Origin of the sequence: Curtobacterium sp. VKM Ac-1393 (assembly GCF_015350995.1) — a bacterium.
Lineage (GTDB): Bacteria > Actinomycetota > Actinomycetes > Actinomycetales > Microbacteriaceae > Curtobacterium.
In genome coordinates, this window is record NZ_JADKRW010000005.1 from 373,766 (window position 1) to 399,292 (window position 25,527).

17 protein-coding genes and 1 tRNA gene are annotated in these 25,527 nt (G+C 72.5%); 5 read left to right on the top strand and 13 right to left on the bottom strand.

The annotated features are described in order from the left end of the window. Positions 1–2 precede the first annotated feature (2 nt). The 3 genes from ITJ59_RS13550 to ITJ59_RS13560 all read right to left on the bottom strand — a co-directional run bounded on the left by ITJ59_RS13550 (position 3) and on the right by ITJ59_RS13560 (position 3,316). Positions 3–815: a carbohydrate ABC transporter permease gene (locus ITJ59_RS13550; protein WP_323749508.1), complete on the bottom strand. Its 813-nt coding sequence runs from the start codon at positions 813–815 to the stop codon at positions 3–5. A 95-nt stretch (positions 816–910) separates the two neighbouring features. Beyond that, a complete protein-coding gene (locus tag ITJ59_RS13555; protein WP_194651780.1) occupies positions 911–1,936 on the bottom strand; it encodes a carbohydrate ABC transporter permease in 1,026 nt (341 codons plus the stop codon). 102 nt (positions 1,937–2,038) lie between these two features. Beyond that, positions 2,039–3,316 carry an ABC transporter substrate-binding protein gene (locus ITJ59_RS13560; RefSeq protein ID WP_194651782.1) on the bottom strand — a complete coding sequence of 426 codons (1,278 nt, stop codon included), beginning with the start codon at positions 3,314–3,316 and terminating at the stop codon, positions 2,039–2,041. Between the two features lie 295 nt (positions 3,317–3,611). On the opposite strand from ITJ59_RS13560, the gene ITJ59_RS13565 reads away from it, so the two are divergent. Then, on the top strand, positions 3,612–4,931 hold the full coding sequence (locus ITJ59_RS13565; RefSeq protein WP_194651784.1) for a glycosyltransferase: 1,320 nt from the start codon (positions 3,612–3,614) through the stop codon (positions 4,929–4,931). 185 nt (positions 4,932–5,116) lie between these two features. Here ITJ59_RS13565 and ITJ59_RS13570 read toward each other — a convergent pair whose 3' ends face one another. Next, positions 5,117–6,409 carry a glycosyltransferase family 2 protein gene (locus tag ITJ59_RS13570; protein ID WP_194651786.1) on the bottom strand — a complete coding sequence of 431 codons (1,293 nt, stop codon included), beginning with the start codon at positions 6,407–6,409 and terminating at the stop codon, positions 5,117–5,119. Between the two features lie 184 nt (positions 6,410–6,593). Between ITJ59_RS13570 and ITJ59_RS13575 the strand changes: the two genes are divergently transcribed. The 4 genes from ITJ59_RS13575 (at position 6,594) to ITJ59_RS13590 (ending at position 10,593) form a co-directional block, all read left to right on the top strand. Continuing rightward, positions 6,594–6,818, top strand: a complete 225-nt coding sequence (locus ITJ59_RS13575) for a hypothetical protein (RefSeq protein WP_194651788.1) — start codon at positions 6,594–6,596, stop codon at positions 6,816–6,818. A 105-nt stretch (positions 6,819–6,923) separates the two neighbouring features. Continuing rightward, positions 6,924–7,838, top strand: coding sequence for a beta-1,6-N-acetylglucosaminyltransferase (locus ITJ59_RS13580; RefSeq protein WP_194651790.1), 915 nt, complete (start codon positions 6,924–6,926; stop codon positions 7,836–7,838). Further along, a complete protein-coding gene (locus tag ITJ59_RS13585) occupies positions 7,835–9,412 on the top strand; it encodes a lipopolysaccharide biosynthesis protein (protein WP_194651791.1) in 1,578 nt (525 codons plus the stop codon). Before ITJ59_RS13580 ends, ITJ59_RS13585 begins: the two co-directional genes overlap by 4 nt. Beyond that, on the top strand, positions 9,409–10,593 hold the full coding sequence (locus ITJ59_RS13590; RefSeq protein WP_194651793.1) for a glycosyltransferase family 4 protein: 1,185 nt from the start codon (positions 9,409–9,411) through the stop codon (positions 10,591–10,593). Before ITJ59_RS13585 ends, ITJ59_RS13590 begins: the two co-directional genes overlap by 4 nt. A gap of 4 nt (positions 10,594–10,597) precedes the next feature. Here ITJ59_RS13590 and ITJ59_RS19650 read toward each other — a convergent pair whose 3' ends face one another. The 9 genes from ITJ59_RS19650 to gltX form a co-directional block, all read right to left on the bottom strand. Then, entirely contained in the window at positions 10,598–11,605 is a 1,008-nt protein-coding gene (locus ITJ59_RS19650) for a glycoside hydrolase family 16 protein (protein ID WP_194651795.1), read from the bottom strand. Further along, entirely contained in the window at positions 11,602–13,641 is a 2,040-nt protein-coding gene (locus ITJ59_RS13600) for a PIG-L family deacetylase (RefSeq protein ID WP_194651797.1), read from the bottom strand. Before ITJ59_RS13600 ends, ITJ59_RS19650 begins: the two co-directional genes overlap by 4 nt. Beyond that, positions 13,628–17,179 carry a glycosyltransferase gene (locus ITJ59_RS13605; RefSeq protein ID WP_194651799.1) on the bottom strand — a complete coding sequence of 1,184 codons (3,552 nt, stop codon included), beginning with the start codon at positions 17,177–17,179 and terminating at the stop codon, positions 13,628–13,630. The genes ITJ59_RS13600 and ITJ59_RS13605 overlap by 14 nt, the downstream gene beginning before the upstream one ends. Continuing rightward, positions 17,176–18,138, bottom strand: coding sequence for a glycosyltransferase family 2 protein (locus ITJ59_RS13610; RefSeq protein WP_194651801.1), 963 nt, complete (start codon positions 18,136–18,138; stop codon positions 17,176–17,178). Before ITJ59_RS13610 ends, ITJ59_RS13605 begins: the two co-directional genes overlap by 4 nt. Continuing rightward, complete coding sequence (locus tag ITJ59_RS13615) at positions 18,135–19,052, bottom strand: glycosyltransferase family 2 protein (protein ID WP_194651803.1); 918 nt, start codon at positions 19,050–19,052, stop codon at positions 18,135–18,137. The genes ITJ59_RS13610 and ITJ59_RS13615 overlap by 4 nt, the downstream gene beginning before the upstream one ends. A gap of 530 nt (positions 19,053–19,582) precedes the next feature. After that, positions 19,583–22,354: an alpha/beta fold hydrolase gene (locus ITJ59_RS13620; protein WP_194651805.1), complete on the bottom strand. Its 2,772-nt coding sequence runs from the start codon at positions 22,352–22,354 to the stop codon at positions 19,583–19,585. A gap of 353 nt (positions 22,355–22,707) precedes the next feature. Continuing rightward, positions 22,708–22,779: transfer RNA gene (locus ITJ59_RS13625), tRNA-Gln, on the bottom strand. 45 nt (positions 22,780–22,824) lie between these two features. Beyond that, the gene (locus ITJ59_RS13630; RefSeq protein ID WP_194651807.1) at positions 22,825–23,847 is read right to left on the bottom strand and encodes an NAD(P)/FAD-dependent oxidoreductase; all 1,023 of its coding nucleotides are present in this window, start codon (positions 23,845–23,847) and stop codon (positions 22,825–22,827) included. A 10-nt stretch (positions 23,848–23,857) separates the two neighbouring features. Further along, positions 23,858–25,345 carry a glutamate--tRNA ligase gene (gene gltX / locus ITJ59_RS13635; RefSeq protein ID WP_194651809.1) on the bottom strand — a complete coding sequence of 496 codons (1,488 nt, stop codon included), beginning with the start codon at positions 25,343–25,345 and terminating at the stop codon, positions 23,858–23,860. Between the last annotated feature and the right edge of the window lie 182 nt (positions 25,346–25,527).

Genomic DNA, 25,527 nt, shown 5'->3' on the forward strand with positions numbered 1-25,527 from the left:
CGTCAGCCCTTCACGCCACCGGCGGTGAGGCCGGCCACGATGCGTCGCTGGAAGACGAGGACCAGGATCACGAGCGGGATCGTGACGATCGTGCCCGCCGCCATCACGGCCGTGTACGGCTCCTGGTGCGGCTGCGACCCGGCGAACGAGGCGATCGCCACCGTGACCGGCTGCGTCGCGTCGCTCGAGAGCTGCGAGGAGATCAGGTACTCGTTCCAGCTGGAGATGAACGCCAGGATCGCCGTCGTGAACACCGCGGGGGCGGCGAGCGGCAGGATGATCCGCCGGAACGCCTGCACGCGGGTGCACCCGTCGATGCGCGCTGCTTCCTCGAGGTCCCACGGCATCTCGCGGAAGAACGACGCGAGCGTGTAGACCGTCAACGGCAGCACGAACGAGATGCTCGGCAGGATGAGCGCCTGGTAGGTCCCCATCCACCCGATGTCCGTGAACAGCTGGAACAGCGGGGAGATGAGCGCGACGCCCGGGAACATCGAGGCGGCCAGGATGGCACCGGCGATGAGGGACTTCCCGCCGAACTCCAGTCGGGCGAGCGCGTACGCCGCCGTGGTGCCGACGAGCAGGGCGATGACCGTCACTGCCACCCCGATGAAGACGCTGTTCAGCAGCGCCCGACCGAGGTGGTTGCCGAGCGCGGTGGAGAACGCCGTCGCGTAGTTGTCGAGCGTCACGTGCGTGAACCACGGCGTCGGGTCGAAGGTGAACCCGACGTCGCGGAAGCTCGTGACGACCATCCAGTAGAACGGCAGGAGGCACCACACCGCGATGACGATCGCCTGCACGGCGGTGCGGATGCGGGGGCCGGTGCCGCGGCGGACGCGGACGTCGGCGCGGTCGACGGTCCGGTCGCGTGCTGCTGCGGACGAGCGCGGGCGGTCTGCTGCGAGGGTCACTTGAGTTCACCCTTCTGCTGGGCGGCCTGCGTCTGGACGACGTTGGCTCCGAGGAACCGGACGAAGACGAACGCCACGATGAACACGATGAGGAACGTGATGGTGGAGAGCGCCGATGCGGCGTTGAACCCCTGCCGGATCTGGTCGACGACGAGTACCGACAGCGACACGGTCGCGTTGCCGGAACCACCACCGCCACCGGTCATGATCGCGATCAGGTCGTAGATGCGCAGCGCGTCGAGCACGCGGAACAGCACGGCGACCATCAGCGCGGGCCGCACGAGCGGCAGCGTGATGAGCACGAACCGCTGGAACGTCGAGGCACCGTCCATCTTGCCGGCCTCGTAGACGTCCTCGGGGATCAACTGCAGCCCCGCCAGGATGAGCAGCGCCATGAACGGTGTGGTCTTCCACGTGTCCGCGATGATGATCGCGAACCGCGATGCCCACTCGTCCGAGAACCACAGGACCTGGTGGCCGATGACGTGGTTGAGGACGCCGTTCGCGTCGAAGATGAAGTACCAGAGCTTCGCGGTGACGGCGGTCGGGATCGCCCACGGCACCAGGATCGCGGCACGGACGAGCGCGCGGCCCTTGAAGTTGCGGTTCATGATGATCGCCATCCAGAGCCCGATGACGGTCTCGAGCACGACGGTCACCGCGGTGAAGAAGAACGTGTTGCCGAAGGCCACCCAGAACTGGGACCCGAGGCTGCCCGGAGGGCACGCGGTGTTCCCGCACCGCTGGCCGAGCCAGTGCACGTAGTTCGTGACGCCGGCGAACCCGCCCTGCACGAACAGGCCGGTGGCCTTGTCGAGGCCCTGGTCGAGCTGGAACGACTGGATGATCGCGCTGACCACCGGGTAGCCGATGACGATCGCCAAGAGCACGATCGTCGGGCCGATGAGGTACACGGCCCACCGGCCGTGCTCGGCGTTGAGCCCGCCCTTGCGCCGCTGGCGCTTCGGTTCCGTGCCCGTCGGGCTGGGGATGGCTGCGGGGATCTCGGTTGCTGCTGACACGTGTCGGCCTCCTTGCCGGGGGTGTCGGAACGCAAGTGGGGGGCGGACGGGAGGCCCGTGGCGGACCCGCCACGGGCCTCCCGTCCGATGCGGCGTGAGCCGCTAGCTGCTGGTCGCCGCCTTGAGGGCGTCCTGCATGTCCTTCATGGCTTCGTCGACCGACTTCGATCCCTTGAGCGCCGCGTAGGTGTTGTCCTGGATCGCCTTCGTCACCGCCGGGTAGAACGGCGTGACCGGGCGCGGCTCGGCCGACTCGATCGACTTGAGCAGCGTGGGCAGGTACGGCAGCTTCTTCGTCAGCTCGGAGTCGGTGTACAGGTCACCGATGACCGGAGCCAGCGAGCCCTGCGTCGCGAAGAACTTCTGCGTCTCCGTCGACTCGAGGAACTCGAGGAAGTCGTGCGCCGTCGCCTTGTGCTTCGAGTACGCGCTGATCGCGGCGTTGTGCCCGCCGAGCGTCGAGGCGCCGGTGCCGTCCGCACCCGGGATCGGGGCGATGCCGAAGGTGTCCTTGACCTTCGACGAACCGTCGGTCTTCGCCAGGCTGTAGACGTACGGCCAGTTGCGCAGGAACAGCAGCTTGCCCGCTTCGAACGCGGTGCGGCCCTGCTCCTCCTGGTACGTGATCGCCTCGGCCGGGATGTTCCCGTCCTTGAAGGCATCGACCAGGTTCTGCAGGCCGGCCTTGGCGTCCGAGGTGTCGACGTCCGGGGCGCCGCTCTTGCCGAGCACCGAACCGCCGGAGCCGTTGATCGCCTCGGACGCGTTCACCGTCAGGCCCTCGTACTTCGCGAACTGCCCGGCGTAGCAGCCGATGCCCTTGTCCTTCGCGATCTGGCAGTCGTCCATCATGTCGCTCCACGTCGTCGGGGGCGTCTTGACGAGGTCCTTGCGGTAGTAGAGCAGCGCACCGTCCGAGGTCTGCGGGGCGGCGTAGAGCGTGTCGTTGTAGGTCGCGGTCTTCACGGTGGCCGGCAGCAGCTTCGACGTGCCGATCTTCATGGCACCGGTGAGCGGCGTCAGCCAGCCCTTCGCGGCGAACTCCGCGGTCCAGACGACGTCCACGTCGACGACGTCGTAGTTCGCGTCCTTGGCCTGGAAGTGCTGCACGAGGTCGTCGTGCTGCTGGTCGGCCTGGTCGGACTGCTCCTTGAAGTTGACCTTCTCGTCCTTGTGGGCCTTGTTCCACTTCGCGATCAGCGGTCGGACGACGTTCGAGTTATCCTTGCCCTGCACGTAGGTGATCGGGCCGCGGCTGTCCTGGCCGCTCTTGGCGTCGTCGTTCGCCGAGCTGCCGCTCGAGCAACCGGTGAGCACGAGGCCGATGACGGCGACCCCGGCAACGGATGCGAACCGCACCCTGGAGCGTGTTGTCTTCACAGCGTTGTCTCCTCGTTGAGATCACCAGGGGGCATCGATCGGGTTCGACGACACTGCCCTGGAGCAGGCGCCGCTGCCTGCTGGTGGAGGAACGTACGCCCGCCCTCGGCGTTCCGCAACCGGTTGCATCGGTTCCGTGACCTGAGTGTGACCTTCAGACTTCCGGAGACTTCCTGGGTGAGCGCTCACCCTCGTTCGAGGGGTCCCCGCGTCCCACTGCGGAACTCCGCATGAACACCGCCTCCGGGGCCCGGCACCGTTGTCCGTGCCGACGGCCCCACGTAGCGTCCACGACATGGCCACCCTCCACACCGCCGACACCGTGCCCGCACCGCGCCGTGTCATCGGCGTCGACCTCGACGCCCCGCTCCCCCGCCTCGTCGCCGACGAGACCGGCGAGTCCGCCATGGTGATCGGCTACCGCGGCGGCCACCCCACCGGCACCCTCGACGTCCGGCTCACCGACGACCCCGCCGACGCGGCTCGCGCCCTCGAGGCGCTGCAGGAGACCGTCCTCGCCGACGTGCCGGCGGTGTCCGACGACGACCTGCCGACGATCTCGGTCGTCGTGTCCACCGTCGTCGACCGCGTCGAGGACCTCGGCAAGCTGCTCGACGTCCTCGAGCACCTCGACTACCCCCGACACGAGGTCATCGTCGTCGACAACCGCGTCCGTGTCCCCGCCGGCGATGCCCTGCCCGCGATGCTCGCCGGGCGGAACGTGCGCCTGGTCGAGGAGCGCCGCCCCGGCCTGTCCGCCGGCCGGAACGCCGGCGTCGCCGCCGCGACCGGTGACGTCATCGCCTTCACAGACGACGACGTCCGCGTCGACCCGCAGTGGCTCCGCGCCATCGGCTCACGGTTCGTCAGCGAGCCCGGACTCGACGCCGTCACCGGCGTCATCCTGCCGAGCGAGCTCACCACCCCCGCGCAGATCTGGTACGAGGCGTACTACGGCGGGTTCAGCGCCGAACGCACCTTCTCGCCCGTGACGATCGTCCCGGACGACGTGCAGGGCACGATGCGGCACGCCCGCGTCTCGGCGGTCACCCCGTCCGGCGAGGTCCTCAAGCACTTCGCCGTCTACGGAATCGGCGCGTACGGCGCCGGCGCGAACATGGCCTACCGTCGCACCCTGATCGAGGCCGTCGGCGGCTTCGACCACACCCTCGGCGCCGGCTCCCCGGCCCGTGGTGGCGAGGACCTGGCGATGTTCATCGAGACGCTGTGGCGCGGTGGGAAGATCGGCTTCGAGCCCCGTGCGGTCGTGCACCACCGGCACCGCCAGACCATCGAGGACCTGCACAAGCAGCTGCACGGCAACGGCGTCGGGTTCACCGCGCTGATGTTCGCACTCGCCGCGAAGGACAAGCGGCACGTCGCCGTCCTCGCCCGCCTGATGCCGCTCGCCGCGAAGGTCAAGTCGAAGCAGATGCTCTCCCGCCTGGCCGGACGCCGGGACGCCGCGACCGAGGTCACCAACGACGCCTCGACCACGCGCATCCCGAAGACCCTGGCGTACCACGAGCTGCGCGGGTTCCCCGCCGGCCCGGCCGCCTGGTTCCGCAGCCGACGCCGCTGGCGCGACGTCGAGGCCGGCCGCTTCCGGCCGTAGTCGCGAAGCGTGACGGACGGGAGGCCCGTGGCAGTGTCGCCACGGGCCTTCCGTCCGTTCGTCGTCGGGTCCGACCGACGCGGTACGACACTCGCGCTGTCGTACGACGTCGACGACGTCACCCCCACGCGCACGCAACCGTTGCACGCGCAACGAGCGACGGAGCCGGTGCCGGCGCCCGCGCCTCAGCGCGCGGCGAGCCGCCCCGCCACGTACCGCCACGGCCCGCCCAGCGCGGCCGTCAGCTCGGCGCGCTTCAGGCCGCGCGTCGCCTCGGTGAACTCGGCGTCGACGGGCCAGCCGCCGCTCGCGTCGACGGGGCGCTCGTCGGCACCCTGCCCGAGCGCGCCGAGCCGCCGGAGCGCCCCGACCGCACGCCGCAGCACCGCGAACGCGGTCGAGGGCCGCAGCACGAGCTTCGTCACCCAGGCGCCGAGCCCGGTGCCGTACCCGATCGCCTGCGAGCGCAACGCGGCACGGTCCTTGCGGTGCTCGTGCCAGACGACGGCCGAGGGTTCCACGGCGAGCGCCCCACCGGCGAGCAGCACGCGGGTGAACAGGTCCGGGTCCTCACCGGCTCGGGCACGGGTGCCGGGGCCGAGGGCGACGTCGAAGCCGCCGAGCTGACGGACGGCGTCGCGGCGCACGGACATGTTCGCGCCGGTGCCGAACGCACCGACGGTGAAGGGGAACAGGGGCTCGTCGACGGGCGGGGCGGACGTGCGGTACACCCGGCGCTCGAGGTTCCGCGCCCAGGTCACCCGCTCGTCGAAGAAGCGCTGCGTGGGGGTCCGCAGCTCGCCGCTGGGGACGAGTCCGGTGACGCACCAGACGTCGGCGTCCCGCTCGTAGGCGGCGACGATCGCGGCCATCCAGTGCGGGTCGACGACGACGTCGTCGTCGATGAACGCGACGATGCCGCCGGTGGCTCGGGCGAGTCCGGCGTTGCGTGCGCGGGAGACGCCGGCACGTGCTTCGAGGACGTAGTGCACGCGGGGGTCGTCGATGGCGGCCACGACGTCCCGGGTACCGCTGGTGACGGGCGCGTTGTCGACGACGAACAGTTCGAAGTCGTCGTAGGCCGAGTCGAGGACGGAGCGTACGGCGCGTGCGAGTGCAACCGGGCGCTCGCGCGTCCCGATGACGACGGAGACGCGTGCGCCGTCTGCGGGGGCGTCGACCGGGAGGCCCGGGGCCGGCAACCGACGCAGGGCCGGTCCCAGCTCGGCCGGGTCCACGGCCCCGTGCGCGTCGACGCGCACGTCGACGAACCCGGCGACGTCGCGGCCGTCGCGGACCATCAGGCGGGCGCGGCGGAAACCGGCGGCACCGGCGAGGTGCACGGTGTCGGCGGCGAGCGCGGCGGACCGGTCGACGGCGCCGACCCACGCGGCTCCGACCCAGGTGGGGGCGTCGGGTGAGGGCATCGCGGGCTCGAGCGTGAGGGCTCGTGCCGCGGTCGTCGTGTGGTCGGTCATGTTCGTCCCGTCGGGCCGGTCTGGTCGGGTGGACGTGGCAATGCTCCGCGCGCGCCGACAGGGGGTCAACCGCGATGCTCGGAGGATGCGGGGAGGCTGCGGTTTGCCGCCACTAGACTCGCGGGAGACACCGGTCGACCCGCCGGTGCGACCGGCGGAACCCCGCCGGACACGAGGAGGACGCATGCCGCTGGCCCGCACGATGGACCGGCTCGGCCTGACCCGGCGTCCACGACCCGTGTTGCACCTGGTTCCGGATCCCGAGGCGTCTGACCTCGTCGTGGTGCACCTCGATGCCGACGACGCCGCGTGCCGCACGTGCGGGCACGCCCAAGCGGCGCACGAGCACTACCGTCCGGGTACGGACTGCGCGCTCTGCGACTGCCCGGCCTTCCGCCGCTCGCGCTGACCGCCCGATCCTCGTCCGGGGGACGCCTGCGGAAAACCGCCGTTCCCCCGCAGGTGGCACCTGGTTGCCTTGTCGGTGCTCCCGGGCCCGCTTAGCGTCGCGGACATGGCCATCACTCCCACGCCACTCGCGTGCATCGTCCTCGCCCACGAGGACCCGGCGCACGTGCGTCGGCTCGTGGCGGCGCTCGACCCGTTCCCGGTGTTCCTGCACTGCGACGCGAGCACCGAAGACGACGTCTTCGAGGCGATGACCGCCGGCCTGCCCGAACGGGTGCGCGTGCTGCCGCGGATGCGCACCGGGTGGGCGAAGTGGGAGAACGTCGCCGCCGAGGTCGCCGGGTACCGCGCTGCCCTCGCCGAGACCGACGCCTCGCACGTGGCGGTGCTGACCGGCAGCGACTACCCGTTGGCCGACGCCGAGGAGATCTCGGCGCTCCTGACGGCGAACCCCGGCCGGTCGTTCGTCGAGGCGAAGCCCCTCCCGCACCCCGCGTGGGGCCGCGACGGCGGTCGGTCGCGCGTGCGGTTCCGGCACTGGGCGTGGCGGAAGCACATGCTGCGCCTGCCGATCCCCCGCCGCGTACCGCGCGACGTGGTGTTCGGTGGCGGTTCGCAGCTCAAGGTCCTGGCCCGGCACCACGCCCAGGGCGTCGTCGACGTGGTGGACCGGCGCCCAGACCTGGTGGCGTTCTGGGAGCGGGTCTGGATCGGCGACGAGACCTTCGTCCCCTCGGTCCTGCTGACCCCCGCGTTCACCCCCGACTTCGCGGACGCGCACGTGGCGCAGACGCTCTGGTGGATCGGATGGGACGGCACGAAGCAGAAGAGCCCGCCGTGGCTCGGGATCGAGGACGCCGGCCGGGTGCTGGAGCGTCGGACCTCGGCCGACCAGTCGACCCCGTACGTGTTCGCCCGCAAGTTCTCGACCGAGCGGAGCACCGACCTGCTCGACGTGGTGGACGCCGCCTTCGCGCTGCGGACCTCGTCCGACGGCCAGACGGCGGTGGTGGCGCAGTGACCGTCCCGCAGACCCGACGTGAGGCACGCGCGGCCGAGGCGGCAGCGCTCGTGGCCGTGGCGTCGGAAGGGCTCGTGACGTCGGCGGCACCGACCCGCGACGACGAGCGCGAGGCGTCCGTGCAGCCCGCGGCCCCCGGCGCGCTGTCCACCGACACCGACTCGATCGCCGTCGCACGCGGCTCGTCGGTGCTGTTCGGCCGCGGCCTGCTGTACGTGGTCGTGTGGTCGATGCAGCTCGTCGTGAGCTCGCTCATCTCCCCCGTGCTCGCGCACCTGATGCCGCCGGCCGAGTTCGGTGTGCTGGCGTCGGCGATCGCGCTCTACCAGGCGCTCGTCGTCGTCGCGGTGTGCGGCATCGACCAGGCGTCCGTGCTGCAACGCGCCGAGGACGGCGACGACCGGCGCGCCCGCGGCCTGATGTTCGTCGGCATGGTCACCGCCGTCACCGTCACGGTGTTCGCGCTCGTGTCCATCCCGCTCTGGGGCGACGCCGCCGGCTTCGTCGACCAGCACCCGCTGCTGCTCGTGGCCGTGCTGTGGACGGGTCCCGCAGCCATCGTGCAGCTGTCCCTCGCGCTCCTCGTCGCCCAGGACCGCATCCGCGTGTTCGCCGTCACGAGCCTGCTGTCCTCGGTCGGCGGCTCGATCATCGGCCTCGGCCTGCTCGCCGCCGTGCACGCCGACGCCACCACGTACGCGTGGGGCGGGGTCGTCGCGCAGGGCGCCGCGATGGTCATCGGCATCGTGGCGACCAAGCCGCGCCTCCGCGGTCTGCTCGACCACCGCACCACGGCCCGCGCGTTCAAGCTCGGCGTCCCGATCGCGCTCGGCAGCCTGTCGTACTTCGTCCTGAACGCCGGCGACCGGCTCGTCGTGCAGCGCCTGCTCGGCGCCGACGAGGTCGCCCGGTACCAGATCGCCTACGTCGTCGGGTCCGCCGTGATCCTGCTGCTGACGTTCACGAACCAGGCGTGGGCACCGCACTTCGCCGCGCTCCGCGACGCCGTCGCCCGCCGCCGGCTCGCGATGCACGCCCGTGACGAGCTCTACATGCTGCTCGCCCCGGTGCTCGTCGCGGTGACGCTCGTGTCCCCGGTCGCCCTCCCGATCCTCGCTCCGGCGTCCTACCGGGTCGGGTCCCTGACCGTCGTCGTCTTCGTCGTCGCGCTGACCGCGTTCCCGGTGATCGCGAGCGGTGCGACCGGTCGACTCCTGCTCGTCGAGCGCCGCGGCGTCACCGTCGGGGTCATCGGCGCGATCGCCGGCGTCGTGAACATCGCCGCGAACCTGGTGCTCGTGCCCCTGACGGGCATCGTCGGCGCCGGCATCGCGACCGTGATCGCCTACGCCATCCTGGCTGCGCTGCAGCAGGCCGCGCTGCCGGACCGACGCGACTGGCGCGGCCCCGGACGCCGGGTGGTGCTCGCCGTCGTGATCGCGCTGGTCGTCGCCGCCGCCTCGCTCCTGCCGCCGCAGGACCTCGCCTGGAACATCGTGCGCATCGTCGGCGTCGCCGCCTGCCTGCCCTGGTTCTTCCGTCGCCTGAAGCTCGCCCGCGGAGGCGCTGCATGACCCGTTCCACCCCGTCCACCCCGTTGCGTGTCGTCGTCGCCACCAACGGTCTCGCCATCACCGGCGGCGTGGAGCGCTGCGTCCTCGAGGACGTCGGCGAGCTCGTCGCCGCCGGCCACGACGTCGAGGTGTGGCACCGCGCCGGACCGGAGGGCGACCCCGACGAGGGGCGCGCACCGTTCGACCGGCTCGGCGTCCGGCTCCGGCACGCCCGCGACTACCGCTTCACCGTGCGCACCGCCCCGGCGGACGTGCTCCGCTTCGTCCGCGAGGGCCTGCGCCTCCGCCGCTCGCGCCCGGACGTCCTCTGGCTGAACCGTCCGGAGTTCCTGCCGTGGGGCCGCGTGGTGTCGTTCGTGTCCGGCGTGCCACTGGCCGTGCACCTGCACCACGCTCCGAACTACCGTCGGCTCGGCCCGTTCGCGGGCGGTCGCACCCGGTTCCTCGCGGTGTCCGCGGTGATGGCCCGCGCGTGGACGGCCGCCGGTGCACGGTCGGACTGCGTCGACGTGGTCCCGAACGGCGTCGACACGGCAGCGTTCCCCGCCGCGACCGCTGCCAGCTCGCGCCGCGCCCGTGCCGCGCTGGGGATCGAGCAGGACCGCCCCGTGGTGCTGTACTACGGCCGGCTCACGCGCTCGAAGGGCGTGCTGGCCATCCTGGAGGCATGGGGTCGCGTCCACGCATCGTCGCGCGTCCTCGTCGGGCACGGCACACCGCCCGCCCCGGCTCCGGTGCTCGTACTGGCCGGCGCGCTCTACCCGCAGGACGCCCCCGCCGTGCGCCGCGCGATCGCGGCGCTCCCCGAAGGGTCCGTGGTCGTGGTGCCCGAGCGGGACGACGTCGTCCCCCTGCTCCACGCGGCCGACGTCGTGGTGGCACCGTCCATCGAGCCCGAGGGCTTCGGCCGCGTCGTCGTCGAGGCGATGTCCACCGGCCGACCGGTCGTCGCCGCGGCGTCGGGCGGCACCGCCGAGATCCTGAGCGGTGAGTGGGCGCGGTTCACCGTCGACCCCACCGCGACCGCGGCGCTGGCCGACAAGGTCGTCGAGGCGCTGCACGCGGCCGAGACCGAACCGGGGCTGGCGGACCGCTGCCGGGCCTGGGTGCGGGACCACCACGGTCGGGAGCGCCACGTCTCGGCGCTGCTCACGGCGCTCGAGGCGCACGCGAAGCGCTGACCGGTCAGTCGGTCGGCGCCGCCGTCGCGGTCACGTCGGGGAGCGACACGCTCGGCTCGGTGCCGGACGCCGGTACGTCGATCGTCACCCAGTCGACGAGCAACGACCCGTCCGCGTCGGCCGGCGGGTTGCCGGCGTTCGAGCCGGCCTGCACCACCAGGTGCATGCGAGCCGTCGGGATGTTCTCCGTCGTGGTGCCGACGACCTCGTCGTCGACCAGGAAGGACATCCGCTGCGGCGTCCACTCGATCGTGTAGGTGTGCCAGTCTTTCAGGGACGCCTCGGTCTGCTGGTGGATGCACTTCTCCGCCGGGTCTGACAGGCAGTGCACGTTGAGCCACGCGGGGGCGCCGAGCGCGCCCTCGGGGAAGTCGATCTCGCCGTCCGACCACAGGTTCTCGTCGCTCCAGAGCAGGACGGCGACCCCGTAGCCGTCGACCTCGTCGCTCCGCATCCGGATGCTGTAGCGGCCGGAGGTCTGTCCGCCCCACTGTCCGTCGACCAGGGGAACGACCCCGCCGGCCAGGGGCACCCCGTCCTTCGTGGTCCGCAGCCGCATGTCGAGCACACCGTCGTGGGCCGACAGGGTGGACGCCTGGTAGCGCCCGGTCCCGGCGGTGTCCGCGAACCCGTGGTACGCCACGAACCGGTCGGAGTAGCGCGACTCGAAGGTGTTGTCGGTGGCGGTGTCGGCGAAGTCCTCGCCGAACACGCGCTTCCAACCGTCGGGCTCCGTGCGCGGCATCGTGACGCCGCTGGGATCGTGGATCGTCACGTCGTCGCCGTTCCCCGTCGTGGTGGTGGTCGTGATGCCGACGACCACGCCGGCGACGACCAGCAGCGCGCCGGCCGCGAGCGCGGTCCGGCGGACGCCGGGCCGCCGCGACGGCCGGTGCCGGGACAGACCCCGACCGTGTGCCGGTGGGGCGCCGTGGGCCGAGGCCGCGTCGTCCGCGAGGTGTCCCGACCACGCGGGGCGGGCCTCCCGGTCGGTGTCCTGCTCGACCGTCACCCGTTCCTCCACGCGCGGATCTCGGAGAGCCCGACGTTGCCCGTGCTGTCCGAGACGCCCGTCACCGTGAACCGGACCCAGGTGACGTCACGCGGGGTGAAGTCGACCGTCAGGGCGTCCCCGCCGTTCGGCAGCGTGCCGACGGCGACCTGGCTGCCGTCCGAGAACGTCAGGGTGCCGCTGGTGACCTGGTCGGAGCTGTTCGGGCGGTCGTGCAGGACGATCCGGCCGAGGCGCTGCGACGCCGCCCAGTCGAGCTGGATCCACACGCCGGTCCGGCCCCACGGCGCGACCCACTCGGCCGTCGCGTTGTCGGGGTAGCCGGACACGATGCCGTCGACGGCCTTCGCGACGGTCTGGCCGGTGGATGCGTCGTCCCACGCGGCGGTCGGGGTGGCCGACCCGGTGACGTCCGACAGCGTCGGCTTGGGCGTGGGGGTCGGGGTGGGCGTCGGCGTCGGCGTCGGCGTCGGCGTCGGCGTCGGCGTCGGGGTGGGCGTGGGGGTCGGCGTCGTGTCCGCGGGTCGGAACGCGCGGATCTCGGCGAGGCCGACGTTCCGGGTCGTGCTGCTCACCGAGCCGACCGTGAACCGCACCCAGCTGACCTGGCGGGCCGTGAACGCGACGCGCTGCACGGCTCCCCCGTTGTCGAGCGACGGGACGGCCACGCTCGAGCCGTCGGAGAACGTCAGCGTGCCGCCGGTGACCCGGTCGTCGCTGTTCGGCCGGTCGGCGAGGTCGATCTCGTGCAGGGTCGTGCCGGCCGCCCAGTTCAGCTGGATCCAGGTGCCGACACCCCCGCCAGGTGCCGCCCACTCGGCTGTCGGGGCGTCCGGGTACCCGCTCACGACGCCGTCGACGGCCTTCACGGCGGTCTGGCCGTCGGCCGGGTTCTCGGCGCTCGCGGTGACGGTCGCACCGGCGGTGACGTCGGTGCCCTGCGCGGGCAGTGGGTCGGTGGGTGGCTGGGCCGACGATCCGACCGCGTACTGCCGGCTGAGCCAGGAGCCCTCCGGACGCGACGCGCAGGCGGACGTCGATCCGCAGGTCTCGCCGTCGTACGCGGCGTACGCGAAGAACGCCGACGACTTCGCCGCGGTCTGCGCGGACGTCAGGTTCGACGGGCGGTCCGCGATCGGGTACCCGAGGTACCCCGTGAACGTGTGCGTCGCCGTGTACGTGGCCTGCGCCTGGTCGGCGAGGTACGCGACGGTGTGGTGGTCGCTGTGGTCGCCGTCGCCGTACGTGCCAGCGTGGTCGAGCGTGTGGATCTCGGTCGGCGCGTACCCGGTGACGAGCCCGGAGAACGTCGCGCGCAGGTCGGTCAGCGAGAAAGAGGTCGGTTGGGCTGCCCCGGTGACGGTGTGGATCGTGCTGATCTGCCCCGCGGAGAGCTTCTGCAGGCTCTCGCCGCCCGTGGCCGCGAAGCCGGAGCCGTCGACGTTGCCGTCCGGCAGCTCGAGGAACACCAGGCTGAGCCGCGGGGCCGTCGCCAGGGTCGCCGTGCGGAGTGTGTGGCCGGCGACCGACAGCTGCCCGGCGGTCCAGGTCGACGAGACGCCGGCGATCGACGCGTACGACGCCATCAACCCGTCCTCGCGGGCCTGCCAGTACCAGGCCGGCTTGCCGGCGTCACCAGCGGTCACGACGACCGAGCGGACGCACTTGCCGGCGTCGACGTCGGCGCGGAGCTCGGTTCCGGAGAACAGCAGGTCGTCGTCGGCGTGCGCCACCATCGTCAGGACCCGGCCGGCGCTGCAGTCGGGGTTCGCGGCGGACGTGCCGCTCGGCGTCGCCGTCGGTGTGCTCGTCGGAGTCGCCGTCGGCGTGCTCGTCGGCGTCGCCGTCGGCGTGCTCGTCGGTGCCGTGGTCGGCGGTGTCCTGCGGCCTCGTGCGTCCGCCGACGTCGCGCCGCCCGGTCCGGCGACGAGGGCGACGACGACCGCCAGGACCGCCAGGACGCCCGCGGCGGACGCGGCGCCGGTGCGCCACGTCCGCCGGGAGGCCCGGGCCGTGCGTTCCTCAGTTCGTCGCATGCGCCAGCCCTGCCGGGGTCAGTTCGTAGACGGCGGTGGTGCCGGAGCCGAAGACGCGCTTCCAGTAGGGCGAGTCGGCCATGGCGGCCGCGAGCTCCTGGTAGTCGGCGTCGGTCTGGTAGCCGTACCGTTCGTCGTAGGCGCCGAAGGGCTCGGCGACGAGCGCGTAGTACTTCGTCGCCGGCCAGTCGAGGACCAGCTGGCGGGTCATCGTGGACACGTCCGCCTCGGCGTCGTAGCCCTGCGGCTCCGGGTACGCCCCGAGGACCTCGCGGGACAACGCCCCGACGTCGAAGTACCGGGCGCCGGTGTTGCTCGGGACGGCGTTCGCCGAACCGGTCAGCAGCATCATGGAGCCCTTCGGCGCGGTCGCGTCGTAGAACTGCGTCGCGGCCGACTGGCTGCGCGTCGGGACGCGGTTCCAGTCGAGGGCGGTCTGGCCGAACGCGCCGATCCCGACCATCGCGGCGACCGCGGCTGCGGCGACGACGACCTTGACCGCCGTCGGCCGCACCGCACGGGTGACGAGCCGGCCGACGGGAGCCAGCCGGCCGCTGGGCATCGGGAGCCCCGCTGCCAGGATCGCGATCCACGGTGTGGCGAAGAGCACGACGCGGAAGATGCCCTCTTGGCCGTAGTTCGTCGCGACGAGCAGCGAGATCGGGCTCGCCGCCGTGGCCAGCAGTCCCCAGTGCACGCGGTCACGGCGCATCAGCACGGTGATCACGGCGACGAGGCCGAGGACCACGAGCGCTGCCGCGGGGATGTCGAACGCGAGGCGCGTGACCAGTGGCTTCGGCAGCACCGTCATGTCGTGCGACGGCGGCTGGACGTTGTCGAGCACCTTGCCGACGGCCCCCAGGGACAGGAACTTCCCCAGGATGTCGTCGTTCAGCAGGGCGAAGCCGACGGCAGGCACGAGCACGACGACGGGCAGCCACCAGGGGCGCAGCAGTCGGAACACGATGAGCGTGACGAGCGCGGCGACGGTCAGGTAGGGCGAGATCTGGTGGGTGACGACCAGCACGATGCCGATCAGGGTGATCGCGATGATCCGCGACAGGCCGACGCGGCGGGCGCGGAGGATCGTCGAGCGGATGCCGTCGGCAGCGGTGACCGCGGTGCGCCGCAGCGGGCCGACCGCCAGCACGAGGATCACCAGGGACATCAGGATGCCCACGGACTGCGGCGAGAAGTACGTCGTGTTGAGCGACCCGGTCATCGCGGTCAGGAACGCCGCGATCCACGGACGACGGTTGCCCGGCAGCCAGTTGGCGGCGAGGACCCCGACGGCGATCGTGGTGCTGAAGGCCAGCAGGACGGGGACCCACGCGGCGATGGTCATCGCGTTGTCGATGCCGCCGACGTCGGCGACCCATGCGCCACCGGCGAACAGGCCGGACCAGGTCTGGAAGATGTCCGCGGTCGGGTTCGTGGCGCCCCAGCGACGGATGTACTCGAGCACGCCGATGTGTCGGGCGGCTGCCATCACGGTCGGCATGCCGTAGGTGATGGCCTGTGCGAGCTGGATCGAGCCGCCGAGCACGACGACCGGGATCGCGAGCCCGCGACCGCGGACCAGGGCGACGACGGCCGCGGCGACGACGAGCGCCAGTCCGATGACCAGGCCCGGGCCGAGCGAGCCGAACAGTCCGTCCGGCACCGGGTCGCCGATGTGCGTGAGCGCGGCGACGACGATGACGAGCAGTCCGACGACCGAGCCGGCGGTGACGGTGTGCGTGGTGGTCCAGCGGCGGGCCGGGGTTCCCTCGGCGACCGGCACCAGGCGGGCACGCTGGAGTTCGGCGACGTCCCGCGGCACGGCGATCGCGAGCGCGACGGCGGTGAGCACGACGACCCCGACGAACGGCACGGTGGGGTTCCAGAGCTGGAAGGTGGCCATCGTGTAGCCGATGCCGATGGTGCCGACGAGCGACGCCGTGACCGCGAAGACGCTGAAGCGGGCCAGCGGCATCGGGCGGACGAGCAGCAGGGGTGCGACGCCGAGCAGCGCGAAGAGGTACACGCCGATCGCGCTCCCGCGGAGCACCGGCAGCCCGGCGATCGCGGCGACACCGGCGACCAGGAGCGTCAGCACGACGATCCCGGCCGCGGTCAGCCGTGCGATCGGGCTCATCGCGTCGACGGCGACCGGACGGGCGGGGCCCGCCGAGGCGAGTCCGTGCCGCAGCTCGTGCCGCCCGCGGGCGTTGCGATCGATCGTGCCGCCGCCACGCAGCCGTTCGGTGAGCGCGAGGAACGGCGCCGTGAGCACCGACCGCCGCTCGACCCCGCGCAGCCGCCGCTGGGTGGCGGCGAACTCCGCGTCGACCGCGTCAGGGACACGTTGCGCGTCACCGGACTGGTCGCCGGCGATGTCCGCCGCACGGTCGCCCTGCTCGAGGCCGAGTCGTGCGAAGGCGCTGAGCGCCTCGGGCGCAGCGTCCACCGATGCGGTGAGCGACTCGCGGTCGAACGCGTTCTTGGTCATCCAGGCTCCGAGTCCGTGGCCGTGCGCGGCAGCGGCGGCGCGCAGCGACGCGACGTCGTCCGCCGATCGCTGCCACGCGATGGCGGCCGGTTCGACGGCGATCGCGGATCCGGCGAACAGCAGTCGTGTGAAGAGGTCGAGGTCGTCGCCGCCGCCCACGCGGGTGCCCGGTCCGAACGCGGTGTCGAAGCCGCCGATCCGGAGCACGGTCGCGCGGTGCACGGCGAGGTTGTCGCCGGTGCCGTAGGCAGCGGCGGCGAAGGGGTGGTGCGGGGGCGCGTCGTCGGTGTCGTCGAGGCGGAACACCCGACGGCGGACGGTCCGGCCGGCCGCGCTGCGGTCGTCGTGCCAGCGCTGTGCGGGGGTGCGCAGCTCGGCGCTGGGGACGAGCCCGGTGACGCAGGCGACGTCGCCGGTCGCGGCGAACGCACCCGCGATCGCGGCGATCCAGTCGCCGTCCACGACGGCGCCCTCGGCGACGAACGCGACGACCTCGCCGGTCGCTGCGAGGAGTCCGGCGTTGCGGGCGGCGGCGAGGCCACCGGCCGGCGCGGCGATCGTGGTGACGCGCCGTCCGCCGATCTCGACCGTCGCGGCGCCGCTGTCGTCGGCGCCGTGCGAGACGACGACGACGTCGAAGTCGGGGTGGTCGTTGGCGAGCACGGACCGCATGGTGGTGCCCGCGGCGCCGTCCGTGCAGAGCACCACGGTGACGGACGGCAGCACCAGACCTGCTGCCGGCCGACGCTCGGGTACCGGCATCGGCCGGATCGCGCGCTGCAGGGCGCGGACGTCGATCGTCCCGCCGATGCGACGACGCTCGGTGATGTCCGCCTCGACGAAGCCGAGCGGCTCGCCGTGGTCGCGGACGAGCAGTCGAGCGCGGCGGTAGCCCTCGGCGCCCTGGAGCGCGACCACGTCGCGGTGGCTGGACGCGTGCACGTCGGCACGGTCCACTTCGCCGACCCACAGGGCGCCGTCCCACGTCGGGGACAGCGGCCCGGTCACGATCGGCGAGATGACCATCGCCAGGGTCGCGCGGGTCACCTCGTGCCCACCGGCTGTGCGACGGGGGCGGCTGCCGGGGTGCGCACGACGACGCCACCCAGCACGCGACCGACGGCGTAGCCGGTGACGGTCGAGGCGACGGAGAGCACGATCGCGAAGGCGCGCAGGCCACCGCCACGACCGATGTGGCGCAGTTCGCGCAGCACCGCACCGGGGATGACCTTCGTCAGGTACGTCGACTCGCTGGCGAGCGAGTCACCCGTGCCGACGCGACGGCTCAGGACGGCCTTCGAGATGCCCTCGTAGTAGCTGCGACGGCGCAGGTAGCGCATCGTCACGCGGTCCGGGGACACCCGGTGCGAGACGTTCGACCGCGGTTCGTGCCGGATGCGCGCACCCGGACGGGCCTGGGCGATGCGGATGCAGAGCTCGGTCTCCTCGCAGCCGAGCGGCTGGTTGCCGACGCGGCCGATGCCGGAGCGGAAGCCACCGGCGGTCATGATCGCATCGCGACGGAACGCCATGCTCGAGCCGATGACGTTGCGGACGTCGCCGGGGGTCTCGGGCAGTCCGCGGTACGAGCAGCCGACGATCCAGAGCAGCTCGTCGGCGTACGGGCCGGCACCGGTGGCGGTCGGCCAGGACGGCGTGGCACGGCCACCGACGCCGACGACGTCGGGGTCTTCGAGCGCGGTGAGCATGTGGCCGAGCCAGTCCGGGTCGGCGGTCGCGTCGTCGTCCAGGAACGCGACGACGTCGGCATCGGTCAGGGCGACACCCGTGTTGCGGGCGCCGGACAGGCCGCGGTCCTCGGTGTTCGGGACGACGCGGAGCTCGGGCCACCGGGCGGCGGCGCGGACGAGCAGCTCGGGTTCGTGGTCGATCACGACGACGACGTCGGGGGCCTCCGGCTGCCGCTTGGCGGACTCGACGCTGTCCTGCAGGTCGCCCCACCGCTGCTGGGTGTAGGCGCAGATGACGACCGCGACGCTCGTCACGCGACTTCCTCCTCGAGGCTCACGACGGCGGCCGCGGCGACGGGCGTGCCGATCGAGCCGGTGTGGCCGAGGTGACCGCCGGACAGGGGTGCGGCCGGGGCGATCGGCGCGACGCCGAGCTGGTCGGCGGGGGCGACGACGGCGATGGCGCCGCGACGGACCTCGGCGCGGCCGATCGCGGCGCGACGACGCTCGTGCATGATCGACTTCAGCACACGGATGCCGTCGGTCACGGCGTTCAGGTTGCTCGTCCCGTGCACACGGAGCTTCTCGTGGCTCGGGACCTCGGTGATCGCGAGCTCGGCGGCCGACCAGCGGCAGGTGAGCACGGTCTCGATCTCGAACCCGTCGCCCCACAGCATCGAGCCGTCGGCCGGCTTCGGGAGCTCCGAGGACAGCAGGCCGATCTCCGGCAGCACGTCGGCCCAGAAGGCGTTGTAGCCGTAGCAGAGGTCGCTGTAGCGGGTGCCGAGGATGACGTTGCAGAGCAGGTTCAGGCCACGGTTGCCGAGGTTGCGGACGATCGTGATGTCGTCGCTGCCGCCGCCGAGCGAGTAGCGGGTGCCCTTCGCGACGTCGGCGCCCTCGACGAGCGCCTGCACGAAGCGCGGGATCTCGTCGGGGTCGGCGGAGCAGTCGGCGTCGAACATGACGACGACGTCGCCCGTGACGGCCTCGAACCCGCAGGCGAGCGCGTTGCCCTTGCCCTTGCGGGTCTGGTGCACGACGCGGATGCCGGGCATGACGCGCTGCGCGGTGGCGACGGTGTCGTCGACGGAGTTGCCGTCGACCAGGATCACCTCGTACACCGGGGGGAGCATCGGCAGGATGATCTCGAGGTTTCGGGCCTCGTTCCGCGCCGGGATGACGACGGAGACCCTCGGGTCTGCAGGGCGAACGGTACGTGCGGGCATGGGCGCGGTCCTGTCGGGTCAGGGTTGCTGTCGGGTTGTGGCTCGCGGAACGAGCGGTGCGTCCTCGGATGACGCATCGACGACGGTGACCGTCATCGGTCGAGCAGCGGGACGCGGGTACGACGCCGCCGGCTTCGCAGGTGAGTGGGTACTCTCCCCCGCGGGTCCAACCATCGTCGCGGGCGGGGTGGGGGTCAATGCGCGGTGCGGTCCATTGCGGACACTCGGCCGCGGATACGGAAACCCGCAACACCGCGTCGCGACCACGCGCAGTGCACGCGACAACGGCCGGACGGGCGCGCCCCGCAGAGCGGCAACGCGAAGCGTTGCGCGGGGCGCGCCGACCGAGCCTGCGAAGGAGGCGTGGCGGGCCCGCACCGTGCCTCCCGTCCGCCCGTGGTCGCGACCACTGCACCGAGTGAGCAGAAGACGTCGCCTCCGGACTGCGGAGGCGACGTCTTTCGCTCACTGGATGTGCGCAGCCTGCTCACTGGACGGAGGCAGCCTGCTCACTGGATGGGCGCGGTCGCTCAGTCGCGGGCCGCGCCCTCCGTCGCGAACGCGGTGCGCAGCGCCGTCGCCAGGTCGGCCACGTGCGGTTCCCGCAGCAGCGAACTGTGCTCGGCCCCGATCCGCACCGTCTCGGTCCGTCCACGCAGCAGGGCGGACCAGCCGGCGGCATCCGGGTTCGCGTCGGCGAGCACGTAGGTCGCCCGCCCGTGGAACGGCGTCGGGTGGTGCCGCCTGGTGACGAGCTCGGCCTGGTCGAAGAAGGCGTCGAAGTCCTTCTGCCCGCCGTGCCGCAGCACACCGGCACTGTAGGCCCGCGCCCGCTTCGCGACGTGCTCGCCCCACGACATGCCGGACGGCAGCACGCGCCGCACGGCCCCCGCGAGGCGCTGGCCGGCGGCGCGCACCGCGGGGTTCCGGTGCTGCCGGGGCTCGAGCCGGCCGAACTGCTGCCGGACCCCCTCGGCGCCCGTCCGCGGCAGGTACGTGTCGAGCAGGGCGACGTGCTCGACCTGCTCGCCGCTCTCGGTGAGCAAGCGGGCGATCTCGAGTGCGACGAGACCGCCGAGCGAGTGTCCGACCAGCAGGTACGGTCCTCGCGGCTGCACGATGCGCATCAGGGCGACGTACCGGCGGGCGCTGGACTGGATGGACCAGTCCGGCACGCCCCGACGCTCCAGGCCGTGCTGCTGGAACGCGTACACGTCGTGCTCGGGCAGGTAGCGGGACAGCGGCAGGAACGTCAGGGCCAGCGCACCGCCACCGGCGAAGCAGAACACCGGGGGCCGGCCGGACTCGCGGGCACCGGACACCTTGACGACGTCGGGGTGGCTCGGCAGCGCCGTGGTCCCGCTCCGGACCCGGCGGGCGAAGGACCGGAGCGTCGGGTGCTGCAGGACGTCCGAGGACCGCAGGTCGATGCCGAGGCGGGTCTGCACGAGCGCGAGCATCTCCTCGGCCGACAGCGAGTCGCCGCCGAGCGCGGAGAAGTCCTCGTCGAGGTGCACGCCGCGCAGGCCCAGCACCTCGGCCCAGATCTGCCCGACGACGAGCTCCCACTGGTCGTACTCGCCCTCGACCATCTCGGTCTCGATGCTCGGGGCACCGGGCAGCTCCGCGCGGTCGACCTTGCCGCGCTCGTTCCGCGGCAGCTCCGTCATCGGCACGATCGACGCCGGCACCATGTACTCCGGCAGACGCTCGCGCAGGGCCAGCCGCAGGGCGGCGGGTGTGGGCGTGCGCTGGCCCGGACGGCCGACGACGTACGCGACGAGGCGGGTCACGGCGGGTGGGTCGACCTGTGCGGTGACGACGGCGTCGTGCACCTCGGGGATCGCGCGGAGCGCCGCCTCGACCTCGCTCGGTTCGACGAGGTACCCGCGGACCTTGACGGCGTCGTCGGACCGGCCGAGCAGCACGAGCCGCCCGTCGGGCTCGATCCGGGCCAGGTCGCCCTGGCGCCAGGTCGGGACGCCGTCGTCGGTGCGTCCGGCACGCTCCGCGGTCTTCTCCGGAGCGCCCCAGTACCCGGCGGTCAGGGCGTCGGAGACGATGACGAGCTCACCGGTCTCCCCCGGGCCGGCGGGGCTGCCGTCCTCGCGCAGCACGAGCACCGTCTTGCCGGGCAGCGGCCAGCCGGCGGGCACGACGCCCTCCGGGACCGCTGCGCCCGGCTCGACGGGGCAGTACGCGACGCAGCCGGTCTCGCTCGACCCGAAGGCGTTGAGGAGCAGCGTGCCGGCGTCGAGGTGCGGTCGGGCGGCGGCGATGTCGGCGCCCGTGACGGCCTCGCCCGTGGTCATCAGGAAGCGCAGACCGCCGAGGGCGGGCGCCGCGCCGGACGCCTGCGCGCCGGGTGCGGTCCGCGAGCCGACGATCGACCGCAGCAGGTGCGGAGTGCACACCAGGACGTTCACACCGTCGTCGGCGAAGCGGGCGAGCAGCCGCTCGACCCCGAGTTCGCGGGGCTCGAGCAGCACGGCGGTGCCGCCGTTCAGCAGGGTGTCGAACGAGAACAGCAGCCCGGCCGCGAACGACAGCGGCAGCACGACACCGAGCCGGTCACCGGGGCCGGTGCCGAGCGCGACGGCGTCCTGCTCGGCGTTCGCGAGCTGCTGCCGGTGCGTCAGGACGACGCCCTTCGGCATGCCCGTCGAGCCGGAGGTGAACACGAGTGCGAAGGGGTCGCGGCCACCGGGGCGGGTGTGTGCCGCCGGGGTCGGGTCGGTCGCGGTCGCGGTCGCGGTCGCGGTCGCGGTCGCGGTCGCGGTCGCGTCGGCAGGGTCGAGCATCTCCGCCAGGGCGTGCACCCGCCCGCTCCGCTCGGCGACGACGGTGGCTGCGACCTCGGCGCGGTCGGCATCCGCCACGATCTCGTCGACGCCGGCGAGCTGCGCGACGTGCCCGAGGCGCACGGCCGGCAGGTGGTCGTCGAGGACCACGACGGTGCGACCGGCGCGCACGAGCGCCAGGATCGCCACGACGGCCTCGGTGGTCTGCCCGGCCATGATGCCGACCGGCTTCGATGCCCCGCCGGGCTCCGCGTCGACGCCCGCGCCGCTCCGGTCGTCGGGCCGGAGCTCGGTGGTCAGGACCGTCGCGAGCGACCGCGCCGCGCGGTCGGCCTCGGCGAACGTGTACGGCCGGCCGTCCCCGGCGAGTGCCGCAGCGTCTCCGTGCAGCGCGACCACGCGGTCCCAGCGGTCCAGCACGGAGTGGTCGTCGGCCAGCGGGACCGCGGCGCGGTGCACCCAGTGGTCGGCTGTCGTCGTCAGCGGTTCTGCGGAGGTCACGATGACACCTCGGGTGCTCGTCGGTGGACCGGCGCGGCCCCCGCGTCGGTACGGCGACGGTACGACCCCGCGGTCCCGACCCACGACCCGCGTTCCGTGGGGTGCGGGGTCACGCAACCCGGCCGGGAGGCACGGCGCACCACCGTCACGGCGCTCGCCTGCCGGACGGGGACGGTCCAGGGCGCGGGACACCGGTCGACGCGCGCCTGGTGGGCTCGTGGCATCGTGCGGTTCCGCGCAACCTCGGAGTGCGCTGTCCGGCTGCTCCGGATCGGCGATGAGGACGCTTCGGATCACCGGAGCCGTGGAACGAGAACAGCCCCCGGGATGTCCCGGGGGCTGTTCGTCGAGTGCTGGGGTACCTGGACTCGAACCAAGAACGACGGTACCAGAAACCGCTGTGTTGCCAATTACACCATACCCCAAAAGGCCTGCTGGCCTTTCGGCCCCGTTGTCCGGGGCACGATCAATTACTGTACAGCATCCCGGAGGTCCGTGAGACCACCCACGAGGTCACGGTGCACCGCCGCAGCCGTCGCGGCACCGTGTCCCGCGGCCACGATGAGCTGCTCCGGCCCGGGAGGCGTCACGTCACCCACGGCGTACAGCCCCGGTACGGTGGTCCGGCCGACCCGGTCGACCACCAGCAGGCCCTGCGCGTCACGCTCGAGGGTGTCCGAGACGCCGGGCGTGTCGGTGCCCGGCCCGGTACGGGCACCGGTCTCGGCCTCGGATCCCCGCTCGCGGGTCGTGTGCAGCCAGTCGAGGTCGGCGTGCCACGTCGGCCGGACGAACCCACCCGACCGCGGCTCGACGTGCCCGTCGGCGAGCCGGACGCCGGTCATCCCGGTCCGGTCGCCCACGAGGTCCTCGACCACCCGCTCGTCGACCACCACACCCGCGCGCGCCAGCCGAGCACGCCCGGCGTCGTCGAGTGGTGCGACACCGTTCGTGTAGACGATGAGGTCGTCGGTCCACGCGGCGATGAGCAGCGCACGGTCGACGACGTCGTCGGTCTCGCAGATGAACGCGAGGGGCTCCCCCGCCTTGTCGTACGCATCGCACTCGACGCAGCTGTGCACCGCGGTGCCGTAGAAGGCACGGAGCATCGGCAGCGCCGGGAACTCCTCGCGCAGGCCCGTGGCGACGACGACGGTCCGTGCCCGGGCGTCCACCTCGGCCCCCCGCCACGTGCCGTGCAGGCGCCAGCCGTCCGCGTCGGGCGTCACCTGGTCGACCACGGCCTGCACGACCGTCGCCTCGGGGTACGCCTCGACCTCGAGCCGACCGAGCTTCCGGAGCTCGAGCGGCGACACCCCGTCACGCGTCAGGAACCCGTGCGAGCGCAGGGTCGCGGCGTTGCGTGGGCGGTTGGCGTCGACGAGCAGCACCGTCCGCTTCGCCCGCACCAGGTTGAGCGCAGCGCTCAACCCGGCGGGTCCGGCGCCGATGACCGCGACGTCGTGGACGACGGACGGATCCGGGGTGGTCATCGTCCGCCGTTCAGCGGGCTGCGAGCGCGCGGAGGCGCGTCAGGGTGGACTCCTTGCCGAGGATCTCCATCGACTCGAAGAGCGGCGGGCTGATCCGGCGTCCGGACACCCCGACGCGCAGCGGGCCGAAGGCGACCCGGGGCTTCAACGCGAGGTCGTCGATGAGCGCCGTGCGGAGCGCGCCCTCGATGGCCTCGGTCCGCCAGTCGTCGAGCTGCTCGAGCGCGGCGATGCCGGCCGACAGGACCGCAGCCGTGTCACCCTTGAGCGACGCGAGCGCGTCCTCCTCGACCACCAGGTCGGCGTCCGCGGTGAAGAGGAACCCGAGCATCGCCGGCGCCTCGCCGAGCAGCTGCATGCGCTCCTGGACGAGCGGCGCCGCCTTGGTCAGCACGTCGAGCTGCTCCGCCGTGGGCGGGTCGGCGACGAGGTCCGTCAGGTACGGCAGCAGTCGGGACCGGAAGTCCGCAGGCTCGAGCAGTCGGATGTGGTCCCCGTTGATCGCTTCGGCCTTCTTGTGGTCGAACCGGGCCGGGCTCGGGTTGACGTCGGTCACCTCGAACGCGGCCACCATCTCGTCGATGGAGAACACGTCGCGGTCTGCACCGATCGACCACCCGAGCAACGCCAGGTAGTTGACGAGCCCCTCCGGGATCATGCCGGCGTCGCGGTGGTGGAACAGGTTCGCCTCGGGGTCGCGCTTCGAGAGCTTCTTGTTGCCCTCGCCCATCACGTACGGCAGGTGTCCGAATACGGGGATCGCCGGTGCGATGCCGATCTCGTACAGCGCCTCGTACAGGGCGATCTGCCGCGGGGTGGAGGACAGCAGGTCCTCGCCACGGAGGACGTGCGTGATGCCCATCAGCGCGTCGTCGAGCGGGTTCGTGAACGTGTAGAGCGGCTTGCCGTTCGGGCGGACCACGACGAAGTCCGGGAACGTCCCCTGCTTGAAGGTGATCTCACCGCGGACGAGGTCGTCGAAGCTCAGGTCGCGGTCCGGGACACGCAGGCGGAGCGCCGGCTCACGGCCCTGGTCGCGGAACGCCTGACGCTCGTGGTCGGTCAGGTCGCGCTCGTGGTTGTCGTACCCCTGCTTCGGGTCACGCCCGGCGGCCTTGTTACGGGCCTCCATTTCCTCCGGCGTGACGAAGGACTCGTAGATGTGACCAGAGGCCTTGAGCTGCGCGATGACGTCGTCGTAGATCGCGGTGCGCTGCGACTGACGGTACGGCCCGTGCTCGCCCCCGGCGTCGACGCCCTCGTCCCAGTCGAGCCGGAGCCACCGCAGCCCGTCGAGGATCTGCGCGTACGACTCTTCGCTGTCACGCGCCGCGTCGGTGTCCTCGATGCGGAACACGAGCTTGCCGCCGGTGTGGCGTGCGTAGGCCCAGTTGAAGAGCGCCGTACGGATGAGCCCCACGTGCGGGGTCCCCGTCGGGCTCGGGCAGAATCGGACGCGGATCTCGGACCCGGAAGCAGTGGTGAATGGCGCAGTCATGGCCCCCTGAGCCTACCGCGGCACCACCTGCCCGCGCCTGGACTCCACAGCCTCGGGAACGCAGAAAACCCCTGACCGAATCGGTCAGGGGTTCCCCGGTGTTACTACGTTAAGTCCGGCGGCGTCCTACTCTCCCACAAGGTCCCCCTTGCAGTACCATCGGCGCTGAGAGGCTTAGCTTC